Source organism: Phycicoccus sp. Soil802, from assembly GCF_001429605.1.
In the GTDB taxonomy this organism is placed as follows: Bacteria; Actinomycetota; Actinomycetes; order Actinomycetales; family Dermatophilaceae; genus Pedococcus.
In genome coordinates this window covers 670,695-691,906 of sequence record NZ_LMSS01000001.1, presented here as the reverse complement: position 1 = coordinate 691,906, position 21,212 = coordinate 670,695, and the positions used below count along the sequence as shown (strand labels likewise).

Below are 21,212 nucleotides of genomic sequence, written 5' to 3'. Positions count from 1 at the left end.
GGCGCCTCAGGGACCGGTTGTTTCCCTGCCCGGTCCTCCTGTGAGACAACCCAGCCCGCCATCCGTGACGCAGGGGTGCCTGGGGAGTCGTCGGTCGGTGCGCAGTCGTCAGCGATCGCGGAGGTCGTGCTCGTCCCGCACCGGGACCAGCGGCAGCGCGACCAGGGCGAAGACGGACGCGGAGGCGAACGTCACGGCATACCCGGTCCAGCTCACGAGGGCACCCGCGAGCGGGGGCACCGCAGCAGCGGTGAGGAACTGGCCGGTGTTCTGGACGCCGAGCGCCCGCCCTGACCAGAACGGCCCCGCGCGCTCGGCGACGGCGGTGAAGGCGAGGCCGTTGTCGGCCACGGTGACCGTCGAGGCGACGACGAGCAGGAGCACGGCGACGCCCCACTCCTCGTGGGCCGCGGCGCCGAGTAGGCCCATCGTCACGACGACGGCGACGGCAACCCACCGCAACGGGCGCATCCGGCTCCCGACCCGGTCGGACAGGTCGCCCACACCGATCCGGCCCAGGGCTCCGCAGACCTGGGTGACGGCGACCAGGGCGCCCGCGGAGGCCGCCGACCAGCCACGGTCGGTGACCAGCCAGGCGAGCGAGTAGGTCCACACGAGGAACTGCGGCACGACCAGCAGCATCGAGACGCCGTGCACCCGCGCCAGCGTGTGGTCACTGCGGTAGGGGTTGCGGGCCGTGTCGACCGTGCGTCGGGGACGCGGCGGGTCCTTGACGACGACCGCCACAGCGACGCACGCGAGCGCGGCGGCCGCAGCCGGCACCGCCAGGGCCACGCGGATGCCGTGGTGCTCGGCCAGCACCGGCATGGTCACCGCGGCGACCGCCACCCCGAGTGGTTGCGCCATCTGGCGGATGCCCATCGCGAGCCCTCGCCGGCCCGCCGGGAACCAGCCGACCACGACCCGCCCGCTGGCGGCGTTCGCGCTGGCGGCTGCAGCGCCCGCGACGAACAGCCAGCCGCACCAGCCCACCGGCCCGTGCGCCGTCGTGCTCGCGAGGGCGGCGAGGGCGGTGACCCCGAGGCCGGTGACGAGGGCCAGTCGCTCGCCCCCGCGGTCGACGACCACGCCCCACGCGACGAGCGTGAGCATGACGCCCACCATGGGCGCGGCGCTGACGAGTCCGGCCGTGGCCAGCGAGAGCCCTTCGCGGGTGTGCAGGACGGGGATGAGGAAGGCGGGGCCGTGCAGGGCGACCGCTGACGCGGTCTGGGCGAGCGTGCTCACCGCGAGCATCGCCCACCGACGGCCGGCTCCCACGTCCGAGGACGGTGAGGCGGTCCTTCCGTGGGAGCTCGTCGCGGTGGCCACGCTCCAGTCCTACGCCTCGCGCGGTCGGCCGTGCAGGCCGTCTCACCGCATCCTGAGACGGGCACTGTCGGAGGGTCGGCCTACGCTGGACGCATGCGTCCCACGACAGACCTGCAGCGCACGGTCGCCCCGTTCGAGGTGATCTCCGACTTCCAGCCGGCCGGAGACCAGCCCACCGCCATCGCCGACCTCGCGACGCGGATCCGGGCGGGGGAGAAGAACACCGTGCTGCTGGGTGCGACCGGCACCGGCAAGTCCGCGACCACCGCGTGGCTGGTCGAGCAGGTGCAGCGCCCGACCCTGGTGATGGCGCCCAACAAGACGCTGGCGGCCCAGCTGGCCAACGAGTTCCGTGAGCTGCTGCCCAACAACGCCGTCGAGTACTTCGTCTCCTACTACGACTACTACCAGCCCGAGGCCTACATCCCGCAGACGGACACCTACATCGAGAAGGACTCCTCGATCAACGACGAGGTCGAGCGGCTGCGCCACAGCGCCACCAACTCGTTGCTCACCCGTCGGGACGTCATCGTCGTCGCCTCGGTCTCCTGCATCTACGGTCTGGGCACCCCCCAGGAGTACGTCGACCGGATGGCCCGGCTGCGGGTCGGCCAGGAGGTCAACCGCGACGACCTGCTGAGGCGCTTCGTCCAGATGCAGTACACCCGCAACGACCTGGCCTTCACCCGCGGCACCTTCCGGGTGCGGGGCGACACGGTCGAGATCATCCCCGTCTACGAGGAGCTCGCCGTCCGGATCGAGTTCTTCGGCGACGAGATCGAGCGGATCTACACCCTCCACCCGGTCAGTGGCGAGATCATGCACGAGGAGCAGGAGATGTACGTCTTCCCGGCGACGCACTACGTCGCCGGTCCCGAGCGGATGGAGCGGGCGATCCGGGGGATCGAGCTCGAGCTGGCCGACCAGCTCGCCGCGTTCGAGAAGCAGGGCAAGCTGCTCGAGGCCCAGCGGCTGCGCATGCGCACCACCTACGACATCGAGATGATGCGCCAGGTCGGGTCGTGCTCGGGCATCGAGAACTACTCGATGCACATCGACGGCCGGGGCCGCGGGACCGCCCCGAACACCCTGCTCGACTACTTCCCGGAGGACTTCCTCCTGGTCATCGACGAGTCGCACGTCACCGTGCCCCAGATCGGCGCGATGTACGAGGGCGACATGTCGCGCAAGCGCCAGCTCGTCGACCACGGCTTCCGGCTGCCCTCCGCGATGGACAACCGACCCCTGCGGTGGGAGGAGTTCCTCGACCGGATCGGCCAGACCGTCTACCTGTCGGCCACGCCCGGCCCCTACGAGCTCGCGCAGAGCGAGGGGATCGTCGAGCAGATCATCCGCCCGACCGGGCTGATCGACCCCGAGGTGGTGCTCAAGCCGACGAAGGGTCAGATCGACGACCTGCTCCACGAGATCGGCGAGCGCGTCAAGGTCAACGAGCGGGTGCTCGTGACGACGCTGACGAAGAAGATGGCCGAGGACCTCACCGACTACCTGCTCGACAAGGGGGTGCGGGTCCGCTACCTGCACAGCGAGGTCGACACCCTGCGCCGGGTGGAGCTGCTGCGAGAGCTGCGGATGGGGGAGTACGACGTCCTGGTCGGCATCAACCTGCTCCGCGAGGGACTCGACCTGCCCGAGGTGTCGCTGGTCAGCATCCTCGACGCCGACAAGGAGGGCTTCCTGCGGTCGGCCCGTTCGCTGATCCAGACCATCGGTCGGGCGGCCCGCAACGTGTCCGGCCAGGTGCACATGTACGCCGACAAGGTCACGCCGTCGATGCAGGAGGCGATCGACGAGACGCAGCGCCGCCGTGAGATCCAGATCGCCTACAACCTCGAGGCCGGCGTCGACCCTCAGCCACTGCGCAAGAAGATCGCGGACATCACCGACCTCCTCAACCGCGAGGACGCCGACACCGAGGCGCTGCTCGGGTCGGGTCGCAGCCAGTCGCGCGGCAAGAACGCCAACCGGGGAGGGCGTGGCGCCCTCCAGGCCGATGCCGGCGTCGCCGCCGACCGGTTGCGCAACCTGCCGGCCAACGACCTCGCCAACCTCATCCAGGAGCTCTCCGCCCAGATGCACCAGGCCGCCGCGGACCTGCACTTCGAGCTGGCAGCCCGGCTGCGTGACGAGATCGGTGACCTGAAGAAGGAACTGCGGCAAATGTCCGCTGCGACCCAGTAGGTGTCGTTTGGCGCCTGACGAGGGCTCCTGAGGCACATGACGCGTGGTGTGCGTCATTTGCGTGAAGACACCGCGGGTGGGTCCCTGACAGCCTGAGGGTGGAGGTGCACCATGGCTGCAGGACCCTGCCGCGCCAACAGCTTCATGAGCGTGATGGCCCAGTGAGTGTGCTGGGCCAGGCCGTCCGCGAGTCGTCGACCGCGGTACGGACGGTCTTCGGCAACCGCAACCTGCGCCGCATCATGCTCGCCTTCGGGGGGTCGCTGATCGGCGACTGGGCCTACGCGACCGCGATCTCCGTCTGGGCGTACAGCGTGGGCGGGGCCAAGGTGCTCGCGGTCTGGGCGGTGGTGCGGTTCATCCTGATGGCGGTCTGCACGCCGTTCGCCTCGACCTTTGTCGACCGCTACTCCCGCAAGGGAATCATGATCGGCGTCGATCTGGCCCGCTGCGTCCTGCTGCTGGTGATCGCCGCGATCATGGCGACCGTGGACCCGCTGGTCGTCTTCGTGCTGGCTGGTCTCGCCTCCGTCCTGGGCACCCCGTTCCGCCCCGCACAGCGCGCGATGATGCCGTCGTTGGTCTCCCGGCCCGAGGAGCTCACCGCGGTCAACGGCACGTCCAGCACACTGGAGAGCCTGGCCTTCTTCGTCGGACCGGCCCTGGCTGCCGGCCTGCTGGCGTCGACGTCGGTCGAGGTCGTCCTCGTGTTCGATGCGGCGACGTTCCTCTGGTCCGCTGCCCTGGTCTACGGCGTGCACCCGCTGGCCGCGGCCGCGGAACCGGCGGCGGTCCCGCAGGCCGCCGAAGCCGGAGCCGGAGCCGCGACCGAGGCCGAATCCGCTTCCGAGGCCGCGGCCGAGGACAGCAAGCGGTTCGCCTTCCTGCGCGAGACGGGTGAGGGCTTCACCTACATCTGGCGCAACCGCGACCTGCGGGTCCTCATCGCGCTCACCTGCGCGCAGACCCTCGTCGCCGGCGCGTCGGCAGTCTTCGTCGTCTCGATGGCCTTCGACCTCGTCGACCTGGGCCCGCCCGGGGTCGGCTTCCTCGACTCCATGCTCGGAGTGGGCGCCCTGGTGGGCGGCTTCGTGGCCCTGTCGCGGGCGTCGCGCCAACAGCTCGGTCTCGACTTCTGCGTGGGAGTCGTCCTCTGGTCGCTCCCGCTGGTGCTGGTCCTGGTGTGGCCGACCGTGGCGGTCGCCGTGCTCGTCATGCTCCTGCTCGGGCTGGCCAACCCGCTCGTGGACGTCAACCTCGACACGTTGCTGCAACGGCTCACCCCCGACCACCTGCTCGGTCGCGTCTTCGGCACCCTCGACTCCGCCTACATCGGCTCGATGGCGGTCGGCGCAGGCGTGATGCCGGTGCTGATCGCCCTCGTCGGGCTCCAGTGGGGGATGGCCCTGCTCGGACTGCTCGTGACCGCGATGGTCATCCCCGCGGTCCCACGGATGCGTCGGCTCGACCTCACCCTCCGTGCGCCGGAGGGACTGCCGCTGGTCGAGTCGGTGCCGATGTTCGCGCCGCTGGACCGCACCGCCCTGGAGGGCCTGGCCAGGCAGCTCACCCGGGTGGAGGTGGCCGCGGGTGCGGTCGTCTTCGACGAGGGCGACGAGGGCGACCAGTTCTTTATCATCGAGTCGGGCGCCGTGCAGATCTGGCACGACGGTGTGCTGCTGCGCACCGAGTACGCCGGTGACTACTTCGGCGAGATCGCCCTGCTGCGCCAGGTGCCACGGACCGCCCAGGTGCGCGCCGTCGAGCCGACCGTTCTCCGCGGGCTGGGGCGCCGGGCCTTCCTCGACGCCGTGCTGGGGAACGTCGAGGCGGTGACAGCTGCCGAGACCGTCATGGCCCGCCGGATCCTCGCGGGGTGACGGTGGACGACCTCGACACCCGGCTCGAGCCCTACCTCCCTGCCCTCCTGCGCGGGCCCATGGCGGCCGACCCCACCCCGGCGCACTGGGCGTTGTCCGGCAGCCTCGTGGTCCTCGACATCAGCGGTTTCACCCGGCTCACCGAGCGGTTGGCCGCGCGGGGACGAGCGGGCGCCGAGGAGCTCAGCGACGTCCTCGACGACGTGTTCGGGCCACTCGTCGAGGTGGCGCTGGCCGAAGGGTGCGACCTCCTCAAGTGGGGCGGCGACGCGGTGCTGTTGCTCGCCACCGGCGAGGGCTCGGCCGTCCGCGCCACCCGGGCCGGCGCGAGGATGCGCGCCGTGCTGTCCCGGGTGGGGCACCTGCGCACCTCGGTGGGGGCGGTGGTCCTGCGCGCCTCCACGGGCGTGGCCACCGGTGACGTGCACCTCGTCCTCGCCGGAGACCCGGGTGCCCACCGGGAGCTGATGGTGCTCGGACACCTGGCCAGCCGGGTGACGGCGACCGAGGCAGCCGCCGCGGCGGGGCAGGTGCTCGTGGACGCGGCGACGGCTGAGCTCCTGCCGGAACGGTTCGTGGGGGAGGCGACCGGGCCGGGCTTCCTCCTGCGCGGCCTCCCGCCCCCCGTGACCCGGGGTCCCGAGGTGACTCCGGACCTGACGAGGGTCCTGCCCCAGCCCTCGGGCGGACCGACCACGGACCGGGCCCGACTGGTGCCCAGCCAGCTGCGCGCCCACGTCGCACACGGGAACCGCGAACCCGAGCACCGCGTCGCCGCAGCGGCGTTCGTCCGCTTCTCCGGCACCGACGCCCTGTTGGAGCAGGACGGACCGCAAGCCCTCACGAGCGCGATCGACGAGCTGGTGCGCACCATCCAGGAGGCGACGACCCGGCACGGGGTGTCGTTCCACGAGACCGACATCGACGTCGACGGCGGCAAGGTGATGCTGGTCGCCGGCGCCCCGCAGAGCACCGGCGACGACGTCGACCACCTGCTGGCCGCGGTGCGCCACGTGGTCGACCGGCCGGGTCGCCTACCGGTGCGGGTGGGCGTCGCGCAGGGACGGGTCTTCACCGGAGACCTGGGCCCGGCCAGTCGCCGGACCTACTCGGTGAAGGGGGGTGCCGTGAACCTCGCGGCCCGCCTCGCCGCGCGCGCCACCCCCGGGACCATCAGCCTGCCGGCCGAGCTGCTCGAGCACAGCCGCACCCCGTGGGAGGTGGAGTCGACGAGCTCGCTGCGGCTCAAGGGCCTGGCCGAACCGGTGGCCAGTGTGACCCTCGGCCGGCCGACCTCGCGGGTGGTCGACCAGGTCGAGACGGCGATGGTCGGACGCGAGCTCGAGCTCGGGGTGATCAGGACCGCCCTCGACCGCCTCGGCGACGGAGCGGGCGGCATCGTCACGGTGATCGGCCAACCCGGCATGGGCAAGACCCGCCTCGTCGCGGAGGTGCTCGCGGGTGCCGAGGACTTCGAGGTGCTCAAGGCCGAGTGCGGGCACAGCGGTGCCACGGCGCCCTACGCGACCGTGCGGCTCCTGCTCGCCGCAGCCCTCGGGCTGTCCTCCGAGGTCGACCCGCAGGAGGGTTTCCGGCGGGCCGCCACACTGGTCGCGACCCGCGACCCACAGCTCCTGGGGCAGCTGCCGATGCTCGGCCTGGTGTTCGACGTCCCGCTGGACCTCCCGCTCGACCTCCCGCTCGAGCTCCCGCTCGACGAGGCCGAGCTGGGGGAGGAGTTCCGCTCCGACGTGCTGCACCGGTTGGTGGTGGCCGTGATGGAGGCGGCGCTCCAGACCCCGACGCTGATCGTGGTCGAGGACGCCCACCTCATGGACGGCGACAGTGCGCGCGTGCTCGAGCAGCTGGCGGCCCGCTGCGACGAACGACCCTGGCTGCTCCTCACGACCCGCCGCGAGCTCGACGACCGCACACCCGCCGACGGGGTCGTGGTCGAGCTCGGCCCGTTGGGTGCGGGCGCCAGCGAGCTGATGACCGAGCTGGTCGACCCCGAACGTCCGCTCCCACCGGACGCGGCGCGCGCGCTGGTGGCCCGGGCGGGCGGGCACCCGCTGTTCATCCGCGAGCTGGTGCTGGCCGCCGCGCGGGGCGACCGGATCGACGACCTCCCCCTGTCGGTGGAGGAGCTGGTGGCGGTGCAGATCGACTCCCTGGCCCCCCGCCAGCGGTCGCTGTTGCGGCGGGCTGCCGTCCTCGGGGACTCGTTCACCCTCGCCCTCCTGGCCGAGCTGGTGGCCGACCTCCCCGACGGGCGGACCCTGCGCGACGACGTCGCGGAGCTGTCGGCCTTCCTCGAGCCGGCCGGGAGCCGGCGGTGGCAGTTCCGGCACGCGGTGCACCGGGAGACCGCGTATGCCGGGTTGCCCATCAGGGTGCGCACCCGGCTGCACGCGACGGTGGGCGAGGTGCTGTCGCGCTCCCCGCGCGCCCGGCGCCGCCGACCGGAGGTGCTGGCGCACCACTTCTTCGCCGCGGGACGGTTCGCGGACGCGTGGGAGTGCGCCCGGCGGGCGGGTGCCAAGGCGCTGGCCGCGGCCGCCCCCGAGGCGGCTGCCCATGCCTACGCCCAAGCGGCCGAGGCCGCCCTGCGGTCGGGGTCGGTGCCCACGGAGGAGCGGGCGGCCGACCTCGAGTCGTGGGGTGACGCGCTCTTCCTCGCTGGCCGCTCCGGCGCCGCAGACCACGCCTACGCCCAGGCCAGGCGGCTCTGGGTCGGGGAGCCGGTGCGGTCGGCAGCGCTCTCGCTCAAGGCGGCCAAGGTCGCCCAGCGCCAGGGCCGCCACCCCGTGGCGCTCCGGCGGACGGCCACGGGGTTGCGGATCCTGGCCGGAGCCGACGGTCCCGACGCACTCGCGGCCCGGGCCCGGCTGCTCTCCCGCAGGAGCGTGGTGCTGATGAGCCAGGGGCGCTACGCCCAGGCTGCCCGGTGCGCGCTGGAGGCGGTGCAGACCGCCGAGCAGGCCGGTCAGGACGACGCGCTGGCGCAGGCCCACCTCGTGCTGCACGGTGTGGAGGTCTTCACGGGCTCCAGCTCGGGCGTCGACCACGGGGAGACGGCCCTGGCTCTCTACACCGAGCTCGGCGACCTGAGCGGCCAGGCGCACGCGCACAACAACATCGCCATGCGGTTGCTGCTCCAGGGTCGCTGGACCGAGGCGCTCGAAGGCTTCCAGCGCGCCGCGGCCAGCTTCGAGAAGGTGGGCGACGCGCCCAACGCCGCCAACGCGGCATACAACAGCGCCGACCTGCTGAACCGGCAGGGCCGGCCCCAGGCGGCCCTGGACGTCCTGGCCGGGGTGCTGCGGATCGCGAAGGCGGTCGACGACGAGGAGCTGCGTGCGCTGGTGCTGCGCGAACAGGGCCGGGCCCACCACCGCGCGGGGCGCCCGGACGAGGGTGGTCGGCTGCTCGAGGAGGCGCGGGCCCTCTTCCACTCCCTGCACGAGCCCCACGAGGTCTGCGAGACCGACATCGCCGTCGCCGAGGGACACCTGCTCGCCGGGCGGTCCGCCGAGGCGCTCGCGGCGACCCAGAGCGTCCTGACGACCATCACCGCGCTGAGGGCAGCGACCCTGCTGCCGTCGGCCCTGCGCGTCCGCGCGAGCGCGCAGTCGGTGCTGGGTGACGTGGCCGGTGCGTGGGCGTCGCTGCGCGAAGGTCTGGCCGTGAGCGCGGCACCCGACCTTGCCCACGAGCGCGGGTTCCTCCTGGCGGTCCAGGCCCACCTGGAGACGGTGGACCTGGCCGACCACGAGGCGTTCGCCGTCCTCGAACGGCTGGGGGTGCTGCGGGCGCCGCTACCGTGGCTGACGCCGGCCAGTCAGGACCAGCCGGGTCACGGGTAGCTGCCCCGGATGTCGTAGGTGAAGAGGATGACGCTGTAGACGTCACCGGCGTTGTCGCGGGTGGACTGCACGGTGTCGCGGCAGGCGGTCTGCCCGGTGCCCAGCACACCCTTGGACGGGCAGTCCGGCACCTGGGTGAAGGCCCCCGTGTTCGTGACGTCGATGGTGACGGGGAACGAGCTGACGCCGCCCTGACCGCAGAGCGTCTTGTCGCAGGCCAGGACGAAGGTGGCCGGAGCAGACGGCGTGTAGAGCGGCGCGCCGTTCTCGTCCTTGAGCGAGACCTCGGCGGTGACCAGTCGAGCGGTGGTGCCCGACTTGGTGCGGCAGCTGAGGATGGTGTCGCAGGACCCGACCGACATCAGCACCGTGCCGTTTCCGCCGTTGGGGAGCTGGAGGAAGCCGCACACCGGCGAGCTGGGCGTGGGCGCCGGGCACCCGGGGTCGGTGACGTTGAGGTTGCTGCGCGGTGAGGCCTGGGCCTTGACGGCGGTTGCGGCCACGTTGATCGTCGTGGTCGTGCTGCTCAGGGCCGTCCCAGAGACGACCGCGACGCCGAGCTTGACCGCGTTCCCGAACGGGGCGTAGGTCGCGCCGGCGATGGTGCCGCGGGTGGTGCCCTTGGCAATGGTGCCCTCGAGCACGCCGGCCAGGGTGCCCGAGCCGGTGACCAGGCTGAGCCGGACCGTGGTGCTCTGGCTGGGCGCGAGGGGAACGCCCAAGGGGTCCCTCGCCTCCACGACGACGGTGAACGGGCGACCGGCCACGGCACCGACCAGTCCGGTGCCCTGGTCGCCGACCGAGATGACCGCCAGTGACCCCTTCACGGGCCCTGCCATCGAGGCCGACGGCGCCACGAGCAGGAGAGCCGCGGCCCAGAGCATGGCCACCACGGCCACCACCGGGACGGGACGCGGGCGGAGTCGGCGAACGGACATGACAGACCTCGGTTCGGCAGGTGGACGTGGGCTTCCCATCGTGGCCCGGCTCGGCCGGTGCGTCCTACCTCACTTGTCCTAGCCCCCTGCCGCCATCGGGCGCGCTTCGTCCTCGTTCGGCCCGGTTCGGCCGAGTCGGGACTACCGTCGCTGCTGTGACCACGTTCGACGCCGAAGCCCTGCGTGACTACTGCCTGGCCAAGCCCGGCGCCTGGGCGGACCAGCCCTGGGAGGGCGACTTCGTCGCCAAGGTGGGGGACAAGATCTTCGCCTTCATGGGCACCGAGTCGGTCGGCCTGAAGTGCGGCGCCACCCGCACCGAGGCGGACGAGTGGCTCCTGCAGTACCCCGACGACGCCTCGGTGATGGCCTACATCGGCCGATCCGGCTGGAACACCCTGCGCCTCGGTGGCGCGATCCCCGACGACGAGCTCCGCGAGGCGGTCGACGCCTCCTACGACACCGTCGTCGCCAAGCTCCCCAAGAGCCGCCGACCGGTTCAGGACTGACCAGCAGGCGCCGCACCTCGCCGTCTCGCGCCACGCACCCGAGTTGGGGGACTGGCGCGAGTCTGGGAGACTACTGCTGACCATCGGAGGGGAGTATCCCCACACGCGGTGTCCTCGTCATCACGGCCGCTTGTCGCACGGGCTGATCCAGCCGCGCGGCATACCGACCCGGGGAGCCGGTCCGCACCTCATGGGGCGGGAGAGACCTCCGGCCACCTCGTTGTGACCGGAAGGTTCCCCCTGTGACCGCATTCGTGGCGACCACCGCCACCCAGATGGAAGTCCCCACCTGGGTCTGGTACCTCACCGTCGGCCTGATGGCCGCGGTCCTGCTGTTCGACGTCTTCATCATCGCGCGCCGTCCGCACGTGCCGTCGACCAAGGAGGTCAGCATCTCGCTGGCCTTCTACATCGGTGCCGCGCTGCTGTTCGGCCTCGGCATCTGGTACTTCACCCACGATCAGGCGGGTGGCAAGTTCGCCACCGAGTACTACGCCGGCTGGCTGACCGAGTACTCGCTGTCGGTCGACAACCTCTTCATCTTCCTGCTGATCATGGCCAGGTTCGGGGTGCCGGAGAAGCTCCAGCAGTCGGCCCTGCTCATCGGCATCATCATCGCGATCGCCCTGCGAGGGGTCTTCATCGCCGCCGGTGCCGCCGCGATCAACCGGTTCTCGTGGGTCTTCTACATCTTCGGCGCGTTCCTCATCTACACCGCGGTCAAGCTCGGCAAGGAGGGCGAGACCGACGACGAGGAGTACGAGGAGAACCGCTTCATGAAGTGGGTGGAGCAGCGCTTCCCGGCCACCGACCGGTACGACGGCGCCAAGCTGTTCACCCACATCGACGGCAAGAAGCTCGCCACCCCGATGTTCATCGTCATCATGGCGCTGGGCACCACCGACCTGCTCTTCGCCCTCGACTCGATCCCCGCGATCTACGGACTGACCAAGGAGCCCTACCTGGTGCTCACGGCCAACCTGTTCGCGCTGATGGGCCTGCGCCAGCTCTACTTCCTCATCGGCGGCCTGCTCAAGAAGCTGGTCTACCTGAGCCTGGGCCTCGCCGTGCTGCTCGCCTTCATCGGCGTCAAGCTCGTGCTGCACGCCCTGCACGAGAACGAGCTGCCGTTCATCAACGGCGGCGAGAACGTCCACTCGGCCCCCGACATCCCGATCTCGGTCTCGCTGGGCGCCATCGTGGTCATCCTCGGCGTCACCACCGTCGCGAGCCTGTGGAAGTCCCGCAAGGACGAGCGCGAGCGGCTCTCAGCCTCCTGACAGGGCGGGGTCGGGGCGCTCGTCACCCTGACCCGCACGGCGCTGGCCGGCGCCCATCACCAGGGCGCTGGCCAGCACCACCAGGGCCATGCCCAGGAGCTGCAGGTGGCCCAGCCGCTGGCCGAGGACCACGAGCCCGGCCAGGGCGGCGGCCGCGGGCTCGAGGCTGAGCAGGATGCCGAAGACGCGGGGGCTGAGCGTGCGGAGGGCGGCCAGCTCCAGCGAGTAGGGCAGCACCGACGACAGCACGGCGATGCCGAGGCCCTTGGCCACCGACTCGCCGGTCCAGTCCGGGAGGCTCGTCACGCCGAACGGCAGGGTCACGACCAGCGCGACAGCCATCGCCAGGGCGAGGCCCTCGAGCTTCGGGAACTCGCGCCCGGCGCGACCGCTCGCGAGGATGTATGCCGCCCAGCAGGCGCCCGCGAGCGCGGCCAGTCCCAGCCCGGTCCACTCCACGTCCGCGAAGGGGGTGTCGAGCGCCTCGGAGATCAGCACCACCCCGACCGCGGCCGCCACCACCGCAGCCAGGTCACGGAGTCGCCTCGACAGGGCGGTGGCGAGGGCCAGCGGGCCGAGGAACTCGACCGTGACGGCCACCCCGATCGGCAGGTGGGCGAGCGAGGAGTAGAAGGCCAGGTTCATCAGGCCGAGCGCCGCGCCGAACCCGAGCACGGTCAGCCAGGCGGCCCGGCGGTGGCCGCGGACCCGGGGGCGGGCGATGGCCCAGAGGATGGCCGTCGCGAAGACGAGTCGCAGGGTGACCGACCCGCCGGCGCCGATCTCGGGGACCAGGGTGGCCGCGAGGGCGCCCCCGAACTGCACCGAGACGATGGCGGTCAGGACGAGGAGCAGCGGCCGGGCCGGCGTCCTCGTGGTCATGGTGGGCGACTCTAGCCAGCCGTGCGGCGGGCAGCGTCCTTCTATACCACCTCCGAACGAAAGATATGCGTTGTTGACCAGCTGTCAGACACAAGTCATCCAAATACTGAGAACGTCCACCCACCGATTTTCACTTAGACCGTTCACATTCGCTGCGCCGTCGCACGGCACGTGAAGCACCCCATGGTGAGAGCAGGCAACCGGCATGTATTGGTGAGGTCACCTAGTCCCTAATGACTATTGCTGCCCGTCTTTTTGAACTCATACCTTTGACCAGTCGCGAACCACAAGGAGACCTCACAGGGGGTGCTGGTCTCCGGTCTGCGGGGTTGTGAGGGACATACATGGCTGCTTTGTTCGAAGATATCCAGCGCCCAGTCGCTGGTGGGGAGATCGACACGGTTCGCGCGTTGCTGCATGACTTGCGGCAACCGCTGGCTGCGATTCTCCTGCTTGCCGGCACCGAAGGCGGTGACGTCGGTCGAAAGATGGACGGCATCGCCGGTCAGGCACGGTGGCTCGCCGAGCTCGTGGAGACGAGCCTCAGCGAGGCCGCTGCCGACGAGGTGACCACCACCGACGTGGGCGCCATCGCCCACCGGGCGGTGGTCCGGGCCCGGGCCACCGCGCACTGTGTCATCAGCATCAACGTGGTCGAGGGCCTCGAGGCCTGGGCCCGTCCGGTGGCGTTGAGCCGGGCGCTGGCCTGCGTGCTCGACAACGCCGTGCGCGCCGCCGGCGACGGTGGTCACGTGCGGGTCGACACCTACACCGACCGTGAAGGTGTCCACCTCACGGTCACCGACGACGGACCGGGGCTCGGCAAGGTCAGCCCCCGCACGTCGCTCGGGCTGACCACCACCCGGGCGATGGTTGCGGCCTGCCACGGGTCGTTCCGGCTGCACGCCGGTGAAGACAGGGGAACCGTGGCCGACATCTGCCTCGCCCAGGCCGAGCTCCGGCGGGTGGCGTCATGAGGATCGTCGTCTGCGACGACCACCTGCTCCTGCTCGAGGCCCTGGGCCTCGCGCTGGGCGCCCGTGGTCACGAGGTCGTCGCCCTGGCGGGCACGCCCGAGGAGGCCGTCAGCGCGGTCGCGATGCACCGTCCCGACGTGTGCCTGCTCGACGTGAACTTCCCCGGTGGGACGTCGGTCTCGGCGATCCACGAGATCCGGGAGATCTCCCCGCAGACGAAGGTCGTGATGCTCTCCGCCGAGGCGGACCACGGCATCGTCGGCCGGGCCATCGCGGAGGGTGCGTCGGGCTACGTCGGCAAGGAGAAGCCGATCGTCGAGATCGTCGAGATGCTGGACCGCGCCGTGCGTGGTCAGCTCGCGGTCGAGCCGTCGCTGCTCCAGCGCGCGCTGCGCCCGCAGAAGTCGACCGACGACCCGCTGTGGGCGCTGCAGTTCCTGACCGACCGTGAGTGGCAGGTGATGCGCTGCATCATGGACGGCCAGACCACCGAGGAGATGGCGTCCTCGTTGGGGGTGCAGCGGAGCACGGCCAGGACGCACGTCCAGAACCTGCTCACCAAGCTCGGGGTGCACTCCAGGCTCCAGGCGGCAGCGCTGATGTCGGCCCACGGCTCGCACGAGTCGTGGCCGGTCCACCTGCGCTGACCACCTGCGCAGACGGCACGCTGCGCCGCACTGACCGTCTGGTCGGGGGTTGGGTGTGACGCCTGCGTCACGAGGGACGGGACTAGTCCCATCACCCTTTTGACGTAGGCGCCACTCCCGCACTCGCGTGTTCTGCGGACCGACGGGGTGCGCGACGCTGGGGTACATGCCAGCCCCTGTGCGCGTCTTGCTCGTGGATGACCATGAGGTGTTCGTGGACGCCTTGGCCCTCTGCCTGGGGGACTACCCGGACATCGTGGTCCAGGGGTCTGCGACCAGTGTCGCGCAGGGCCTCCGGCGCCTCCGGGAGTCCCCGTGCGACGTCGTCGTCCTGGACCTCGCCCTCGCGGGTGAGGACGGCCTGACGCTGGCGCGCGAGGCCCTGGCCGAGGACCCGACGCTCGGCATCGTCATCGCGACCGGAGCCGAGGCCGGCGACCAGATCGTCGAGGCCGTCCAGCTGGGCGTGCGCGGCTGGGTCACCAAGACCGAGACCGCCGATGCCCTCGTCGACGCGATCCGCGGCGTGGCCCGCGGCGAGACCCGCATCCCGGCCGACCTCCTCGCCGAGGTGCTGGTGTCGCTCTCGCGGGGCCAGCACACGACCGTCGAGCACGTCCAGGGCATCCGCGAGCTGACCAGCCGGGAGCTGGAGGTGCTGGCCTGCCTCGTCGAGGGCATGAGCCGCACCGAGATCGGGCTCCTGCTGCACGTCTCGCCCAACACCGTGCGCACCCACGTGCAGAGCATCCTGCACAAGCTCAAGGTCCACTCGGCCCTGGCCGCCGTCGCGATCGCACGCCGCGCAGGCATCACCGGAGCGACGGTCCCAGCCGGTTGAAGGGCACCGGCTCCGCGCGGGGCTAGGACCCGCGGGGGAGATGGGGAAGGTCGCCCTCCGGGCTGACCTCGCGGGCGTCCCGTCGCGCCAACCAGAGCAGCAGGCCGGCCCGCGGCCCCCGCACCGTGACCGCTCCGTCAGCCACCACCCACTCGTCACCCTCGTCGCTGACGACCCTCAGGCCGGGTGCGCCCTCGGTCGTTGCCAGCCGACCTACCGCGTCGTCGACGAAGCCGAGCACCAGCTCGGGCTCCACGTCCCCGAAGGTGAACCCGTCGGCGAGGTCGACGTGGTGGAAGACCACTTCGCGCAGCCGCAGCCTCGGCAGCACGAGCGGAGGGACCATCAGGCCACCCCGCATCTCGACCTCGGCGACGGCCAGCGGACCAGCGAGGGCGGCCAGGTGGGGCTCCAGCGCGGCAGCCGTGCCGGCCAGGTCGTCCAGGAAGGCTCCGGCCGGGCGGGGGTCGTCGGGGGAGGCCGGTCCGGGCTTCGCGGCGCCCTCCTCGATCGCGGCATCGCGACCCTTGGTGCCGCCGGGGTACATCGGCCTCGGCGCACCGTCGACGGCCCACTGCGCCAGCCGCTGGATGGCCTCGGCGTTGCGGGCCACGTGGGCCAGCACGTGCGCCCGGCTCCAGCCCTCGCACAGCGAGGGTGCCCGCACGTCGGCCAGCGTCGCGGTGTGCTCGACGAGCAGGGCGGTGTGGCGTCGCACGGCCGCGAGGTCGGCCTCGAGGTGGCCCGGGTCGGCCCTCACGGCAGCTGACCGCCGGGCTCGGCGGCGCCCTTCGCCTCCGCCTCCGCGAGGGCGTGGGCGGCGCCGATGAAGGTGAGGTGCGAGAAGGCCTGCGGGAAGTTGCCGACCATCCGCTTCTCGTGGGGGTCGTACTCCTCCGAGATCAGCCCCACGTCGTTGAACAGGGCCACCAGCCGGTCCATCAGGTCCCGGGCCTTCGCGACCTGGCCGCACACGGCATACGCACTCACCAGCCACCACGAGCAGGCCAGGAACGGGTGCTCGTCACCGGCGAGGCCGTCCACGCCGGTCTCGGTGCGGTAGCGCAGCAGGAAGCCGGCCCGCATGAGGTCCCGCTCGATCGCGGCGACCGTGCCGAGGACCCGCGGGTCGTCGGGCGGCAGGAACGCCACGAGGGGGATCAGCAGCAGCGAGGCGTCCACCTCGGTGGTGTCGTAGTGCTGCGTGAAGGTGTTGCGCTCGGCGTCGAAGCCCTTCGAGAGGATCTCCTCGCGGACCTGGTCGCGCAGCTCGCGCCACTGCTCGACCGGACCCTCGAGACCCCACTTCTCGACACCCCGGACGGCGCGGTCGAACGCGGCCCACACCATCACCCGGGAGTGGGTGAAGTGGCGCAGCGGCCCGCGGATCTCCCAGAGGCCGTTGTCGGGCTCCTGCCAGTGCCGGGCGAGGTTCTGCACCAGCGCGCGCTGCATGGCCCAGCTCTGGGTGGACACCTCGAGACCCTTGGCCCGGGCCTCGTCCAGCGCGATCATGACCTCGCCGAGGACGTCGGACTGGCGCTGGTCGACCGCACCGTTGCCGATCCGCACCGGTGTGGAGCCGGCATATCCGGGCAGGTGGTCGAGGGTGCGCTCGGGCAGCCGTCGCGACCCGTTGATGGCGTACATGATCTGGAGGTCCTCCGGGTCACCGGCCACGGCGCGCAGCAGCCAGTTGCGCCACAGCCGGGCCTCGTCGACGTAGCCCGAGGCGAGCAGCGCCTCGAGGGTCAGGGAGGCATCGCGCAGCCAGCAGTAGCGGTAGTCCCAGTTGCGCTCGCCCCCGAAGTCCTCGGGGAGGCTGGTCGTGGGCGCGGCGACGATACCGCCGTACCGCGAGTGGGTCATGCCGCGCAGGGTCAGCAGCGACCGCACCACCAGCTCGCGGTAGGGGCCCTCGTAGTCGCAGCGCTCGGCCCACTCGTTCGAGACCCGGATGGTCTCCGCGATCCGCGAGTCGATGTCCAGTGGCGGCGGGACCTGCTCGAACGAGGGGAACCACGTCGTCGAGAAGGTGTGCGTCTCCCCGGCGGCCACCTCGAACTCGTCCTCGTGGTGCCCGTCGTGGGCCTGGGGGAGCCGGCTGCCGCGCAGCACCAGCATGTCGGGCCCGGCCACGGCGGTGATCACGTCGCCGTCGAGCCGGTGGCCCACGCTGTGGGACACCCACGGGCGCACCTTGCCGTAGTCGAACCGGACGATCCACTCGTGCCGCATGGTCACGGTGCCGCGCAGTCCCTCGACGCTGCGGATGATGTCGGCCCGCCCGTCACCGAGCGGCATGAGGTCGAGGACCTTGACGGCCCCCGTCTCGGTCTCGTGGACGGTCTCCAGGACGAACGAGTTCTCGAGGTAGCGCCGGGTGCTCCTGGCCTCCCCGACCGGGCCGAGCAGCCACCGGCCGTGCTCGGGGGTGCCCAGCAGGGCCGCGAAGCACGCCGTGGAGTCGAAGCGTGGCAGGCAGAGCCAGTCGATCGACCCGGCCCGGCTGACCAGGGCGGCGGTCTCGGTGTCGCCGAGCACGGCGTACTCCTCGATGGGAGTGTGGGCGTGGGTGGCCATGCGCCGACTGTATGCCGCGGGGTGGGCGTGCGCCCACGGGCTCCGGCGAGCGTTGTCGGTGCGGCCACCTACGATGGGGCGCGTGACTTCAGCCGTACCTGCCCGCCGCCACCAGCACGACCAGCTCATCGTCCGGGGGGCCCGTGAGCACAACCTCCGCGACGTCTCGGTCGAGCTCCCGCGCGACTCGTTGATCGTCTTCACCGGGCTGTCCGGGTCGGGCAAGTCCTCGCTGGCGTTCGACACCATCTTCGCCGAGGGTCAGCGTCGCTACGTCGAGTCGCTGTCGGCCTACGCCCGCCAGTTCCTCGGCCAGATGGACAAGCCCGACGTCGACTTCATCGAGGGGCTGTCCCCGGCGGTGTCGATCGACCAGAAGTCGACCAACCGCAACCCGCGCTCGACCGTCGGCACGATCACCGAGGTCTACGACTACCTCCGCCTGCTGTTCGCGCGGGCCGGTCGCCCGCACTGCCCGGTCTGTGGCGAGCCGATCACCCGGCAGAGCCCCCAGCAGATCGTCGACCGCCTCCTCGAGCTGCCCGAGAAGACCCGGTTCCAGGTGCTCGCCCCGGTCGTCCGGGCTCGCAAGGGGGAGTACGTCGACCTGTTCGGCGAGCTGCAGAGCAAGGGCTTCTCGCGGGCCAGGGTCGACGGCGAGGTCGTATCGCTGACCGAGCCGCCCAAGCTGGAGAAGCAGGTCAAGCACACCATCGACGTCGTGGTCGACCGGTTGGTGGCCAAGGGTGACGACACCGGGGCCAAGCGGCGGCTCACCGACTCCGTCGAGACCGCGCTGGGGCTGGCCGGCGGTGTCCTGGTCGTCGAGTTCGTCGACAAGGACCCCAAGGACCCCGAGCGCGAGCGGCGCTTCTCCGAGCGGATGGCCTGCCCCAACGACCACCCGCTGTCGATGGACGAGGTCGAGCCGCGGTCGTTCTCGTTCAACAGCCCGTTCGGCGCCTGCCCCAAGTGCACCGGTCTCGGCACCGAGCTCGAGGTCGACCCCGAGCTCCTGGTGCCCGACGAGGACCTGACCCTGGCCGAGGGGGCGATCGCCCCCTGGGCCTCGACCAGCGGGTCGGCCGAGTACTTCCAGCGGGTCATGACCGCCCTCGGCGAGGACCTCAAGTTCGGCATGGACACCCCGTGGAAGGCGTTGCCGGCGCGCGCCAGGGAGGCGCTGCTGCACGGCCAGAACTACAAGGTGCACGTCCGCTACAAGAACCGCTACGGCCGTGAGCGGTCCTACACCACCGGCTTCGAGGGCGTCGTGCCGTTCGTCAAGCGGAGGCACTCCGAGACCGACTCCGAGTGGAGCCGGGAGCGCTACGAGGGGTTCATGCGCGAGGTGCCGTGCCCCGAGTGCGGTGGGGCCCGACTCAAGCCCGAGTCGCTGGCCGTGCACATCGGCGGTCGCAGCATCTCGGCCATCTGCGCGCTGGCGATCGCGGACTGCGCGAAGTTCCTCAAGGAGGTCGACTTCACCACGCGGGAGCGCCAGATCGCGGAGCGGGTCATCAAGGAGATCGACGCGCGGCTCGGCTTCCTGCTCGACGTCGGGCTCGACTACCTCTCCCTCGACCGGCCGGCCGGCACCCTGTCGGGCGGCGAGGCCCAGCGCATCCGGCTCGCGACCCAGATCGGGTCGGGGCTGGTCGGCGTCCTCTACGTCCTCGACGAGCCCAGCATCGGGCTGCACCAGCGTGACAACCACCGACTCATCGAGACGCTGACCCGGCTGCGCGACCTGGGCAACACGCTGATCGTCGTCGAGCACGACGAGGACACCATCGCCACCGCCGACTGGGTCGTCGACATCGGTCCGGGCGCGGGGGAGCACGGCGGGGTCGTCGTGCACTCCGGGCCGGTGCAAGGGCTCCTCGAGCACCCTGACTCGATCACCGGCAAGTACCTCTCCGGGCGCCTCGAGATCCCGATGCCGGCCGTGCGCCGTCCCCAGGAGAAGGGCCGCGAGGTCACCGTCGTCGGGGCCCGCGAGCACAACCTGCACGGGGTCGACGTGTCGTTCCCGCTCGGCAACCTCGTGGCCGTCACGGGCGTCTCCGGCTCGGGCAAGTCGACCCTCGTCAACGACATCCTCTACAACGTCCTGGCCAACAAGCTCAACGGCGCCCGCCACGTGCCCGGGCGACACAAGACGGTCAAGGGCCTCGACAACCTCGACAAGGTCGTCCACGTCGACCAGAGCCCGATCGGCCGCACCCCGCGGTCCAACCCGGCGACCTACACGGGAGTGTTCGACGCGATCCGCAAGCTGTTCGCCACCACGACTGAGGCGAAGATCCGCGGCTACCAGCCGGGCCGGTTCTCGTTCAACGTCAAGGGCGGGCGCTGCGACGCCTGCTCCGGCGACGGCACCATCAAGATCGAGATGAACTTCCTCCCCGACGTCTACGTGCCGTGCGAGGTCTGCCACGGGGCGCGCTACAACCGCGAGACGCTCGAGGTGCACTTCAAGGGCAAGACCATCGCCGACGTGCTCGACATGCCGATCGAGGAGGCCGCCGACTTCTTCGCCGCGGTCCCCGGGATCGCGCGGCACATGAAGACACTCAACGAGGTCGGGCTCGGCTACGTCCGGCTCGGCCAGCCGGCCCCCACTCTCTCGGGTGGTGAGGCCCAGCGGGTCAAGCTGGCCGCGGAGCTGCAGAAGCGCTCCACCGGGCGCACCATCTACGTGCTCGACGAGCCCACCACGGGGCTGCACTTCGAGGACATCCGCAAGCTGCTCATGGTGTTGCAGGGCCTGGTCGACAAGGGCAACACGGTGATCGTCATCGAGCACAACCTCGACGTGATCAAGAACGCCGACTGGATCGTCGACATGGGTCCCGAGGGTGGCAACGGCGGCGGCCGGGTCGTCGCCGAGGGCACCCCGGAGCAGGTCGCCCGGGTGGAGGACAGCTACACCGGGCAGTTCCTTGCGCCGATCCTGGCCCGCAGTGCCCGCACCCCGCAGCGGGCGACCGGGGCCAAGCGCACCGCAGCGGCGGCCGCCACGAAGAAGACGGCGACCACGTCGGCTGCCAAGGCCCCAGCCCGCAAGGTCGCGGCCAAGGCGACCACGCCCGCGACCAAGTCAGCCGCCAAGGCCCCCGCCCGCAAGGCGACGACCAAGGTGACCACCAAGGTGACCACCAAGGCGGCCGCGAAGTCGCCGGCCCGCAAGGTCGCCAAGAAGGCCTAGCCACCCCGTGCGAACGGCCCCCCGGTACACACCGGGGGGCCGTTCGGGGTGTGCCGGACGAGCG

At 71.3% G+C, this 21,212-nt stretch carries 14 protein-coding genes; 9 read left to right on the top strand and 5 right to left on the bottom strand.

Going from position 1 to position 21,212, the window contains the following annotated elements; genetic code table 11:
* Positions 1-108: 108 nt before the first annotated feature.
* Positions 109-1,332 (bottom strand): MFS transporter, encoded by a 1,224-nt coding sequence (locus tag ASG91_RS03230; RefSeq protein WP_235545354.1) that lies wholly within the window; start codon positions 1,330-1,332, stop codon positions 109-111.
* Between the two features lie 93 nt (positions 1,333-1,425).
* Between ASG91_RS03230 and uvrB the strand changes: the two genes are divergently transcribed.
* The 3 genes from uvrB (at position 1,426) to ASG91_RS03215 (ending at position 9,280) form a co-directional block, all read left to right on the top strand.
* A complete protein-coding gene (gene uvrB, locus ASG91_RS03225) occupies positions 1,426-3,534 on the top strand; it encodes an excinuclease ABC subunit UvrB (RefSeq protein ID WP_056921127.1) in 2,109 nt (702 codons plus the stop codon).
* 161 nt (positions 3,535-3,695) lie between these two features.
* Positions 3,696-5,414, top strand: coding sequence for an MFS transporter (locus ASG91_RS03220; protein ID WP_157605957.1), 1,719 nt, complete (start codon positions 3,696-3,698; stop codon positions 5,412-5,414).
* Entirely contained in the window at positions 5,411-9,280 is a 3,870-nt protein-coding gene (locus tag ASG91_RS03215) for an AAA family ATPase (RefSeq protein ID WP_056921125.1), read from the top strand. Before ASG91_RS03220 ends, ASG91_RS03215 begins: the two co-directional genes overlap by 4 nt.
* Here the strand turns inward: ASG91_RS03215 and ASG91_RS03210 are convergent.
* Entirely contained in the window at positions 9,271-10,218 is a 948-nt protein-coding gene (locus ASG91_RS03210) for a hypothetical protein (RefSeq protein WP_157605955.1), read from the bottom strand. The genes ASG91_RS03215 and ASG91_RS03210 overlap by 10 nt on opposite strands.
* A 155-nt stretch (positions 10,219-10,373) precedes the next feature.
* Between ASG91_RS03210 and ASG91_RS03205 the strand changes: the two genes are divergently transcribed.
* The gene (locus ASG91_RS03205) at positions 10,374-10,727 is read left to right on the top strand and encodes an MmcQ/YjbR family DNA-binding protein (protein ID WP_056921123.1); all 354 of its coding nucleotides are present in this window, start codon (positions 10,374-10,376) and stop codon (positions 10,725-10,727) included.
* A 275-nt stretch (positions 10,728-11,002) separates the two neighbouring features.
* On the top strand, positions 11,003-12,007 hold the full coding sequence (locus tag ASG91_RS03200) for a TerC family protein (protein WP_056921260.1): 1,005 nt from the start codon (positions 11,003-11,005) through the stop codon (positions 12,005-12,007).
* Here ASG91_RS03200 and ASG91_RS03195 read toward each other — a convergent pair.
* Positions 11,996-12,889 (bottom strand): DMT family transporter, encoded by an 894-nt coding sequence (locus ASG91_RS03195; protein WP_056921122.1) that lies wholly within the window; start codon positions 12,887-12,889, stop codon positions 11,996-11,998. The genes ASG91_RS03200 and ASG91_RS03195 overlap by 12 nt on opposite strands.
* A 488-nt stretch (positions 12,890-13,377) precedes the next feature.
* Here ASG91_RS03195 and ASG91_RS03190 point away from each other — a divergent pair, with 488 nt between their 5' ends.
* From ASG91_RS03190 to ASG91_RS03180, 3 genes are all read left to right on the top strand, one after another.
* Entirely contained in the window at positions 13,378-13,866 is a 489-nt protein-coding gene (locus tag ASG91_RS03190) for a sensor histidine kinase KdpD (RefSeq protein ID WP_056921121.1), read from the top strand.
* On the top strand, positions 13,863-14,513 hold the full coding sequence (locus ASG91_RS03185; RefSeq protein ID WP_056921120.1) for a response regulator transcription factor: 651 nt from the start codon (positions 13,863-13,865) through the stop codon (positions 14,511-14,513). Before ASG91_RS03190 ends, ASG91_RS03185 begins: the two co-directional genes overlap by 4 nt.
* A 166-nt stretch (positions 14,514-14,679) precedes the next feature.
* Entirely contained in the window at positions 14,680-15,354 is a 675-nt protein-coding gene (locus ASG91_RS03180; protein ID WP_082593851.1) for a response regulator transcription factor, read from the top strand.
* A gap of 22 nt (positions 15,355-15,376) precedes the next feature.
* Here ASG91_RS03180 and ASG91_RS03175 read toward each other — a convergent pair whose 3' ends face one another.
* Both ASG91_RS03175 and ASG91_RS03170 read right to left on the bottom strand, forming a co-directional pair.
* Positions 15,377-16,114, bottom strand: a complete 738-nt coding sequence (locus tag ASG91_RS03175) for a maleylpyruvate isomerase family mycothiol-dependent enzyme (protein ID WP_056921118.1) — start codon at positions 16,112-16,114, stop codon at positions 15,377-15,379.
* Complete coding sequence (locus ASG91_RS03170; protein WP_056921117.1) at positions 16,111-17,937, bottom strand: glycoside hydrolase family 15 protein; 1,827 nt, start codon at positions 17,935-17,937, stop codon at positions 16,111-16,113. Before ASG91_RS03170 ends, ASG91_RS03175 begins: the two co-directional genes overlap by 4 nt.
* Positions 17,938-18,010: 73 nt before the next feature.
* On the opposite strand from ASG91_RS03170, the gene uvrA reads away from it, so the two are divergent.
* Positions 18,011-21,148 (top strand): excinuclease ABC subunit UvrA, encoded by a 3,138-nt coding sequence (gene uvrA, locus ASG91_RS03165; RefSeq protein ID WP_056921116.1) that lies wholly within the window; start codon positions 18,011-18,013, stop codon positions 21,146-21,148.
* The last annotated feature ends 64 nt before the right edge of the window (positions 21,149-21,212 follow it).

What these genes read in the sequence shown, in the direction of transcription:
- uvrB (WP_056921127.1), top strand. Translation starts at nt 1,426, where the DNA reads ATGCGTCCCACGACAGACCTGCAGCGCACGGTCGCCCCGTTCGAGGTG.
- uvrA (WP_056921116.1), top strand. Translation starts at nt 18,011, where the DNA reads ATGGGGCGCGTGACTTCAGCCGTACCTGCCCGCCGCCACCAGCACGAC.
- ASG91_RS03195 (WP_056921122.1), bottom strand. Translation starts at nt 12,889, where the DNA reads ATGACCACGAGGACGCCGGCCCGGCCGCTGCTCCTCGTCCTGACCGCC.
- ASG91_RS03180 (WP_082593851.1), top strand. Translation starts at nt 14,680, where the DNA reads ATGCCAGCCCCTGTGCGCGTCTTGCTCGTGGATGACCATGAGGTGTTC.
- ASG91_RS03200 (WP_056921260.1), top strand. Translation starts at nt 11,003, where the DNA reads ATGGAAGTCCCCACCTGGGTCTGGTACCTCACCGTCGGCCTGATGGCC.
- ASG91_RS03210 (WP_157605955.1), bottom strand. Translation starts at nt 10,218, where the DNA reads ATGTCCGTTCGCCGACTCCGCCCGCGTCCCGTCCCGGTGGTGGCCGTG.
- ASG91_RS03185 (WP_056921120.1), top strand. Translation starts at nt 13,863, where the DNA reads ATGAGGATCGTCGTCTGCGACGACCACCTGCTCCTGCTCGAGGCCCTG.
- ASG91_RS03190 (WP_056921121.1), top strand. Translation starts at nt 13,378, where the DNA reads ATGGACGGCATCGCCGGTCAGGCACGGTGGCTCGCCGAGCTCGTGGAG.
- ASG91_RS03170 (WP_056921117.1), bottom strand. Translation starts at nt 17,937, where the DNA reads ATGGCCACCCACGCCCACACTCCCATCGAGGAGTACGCCGTGCTCGGC.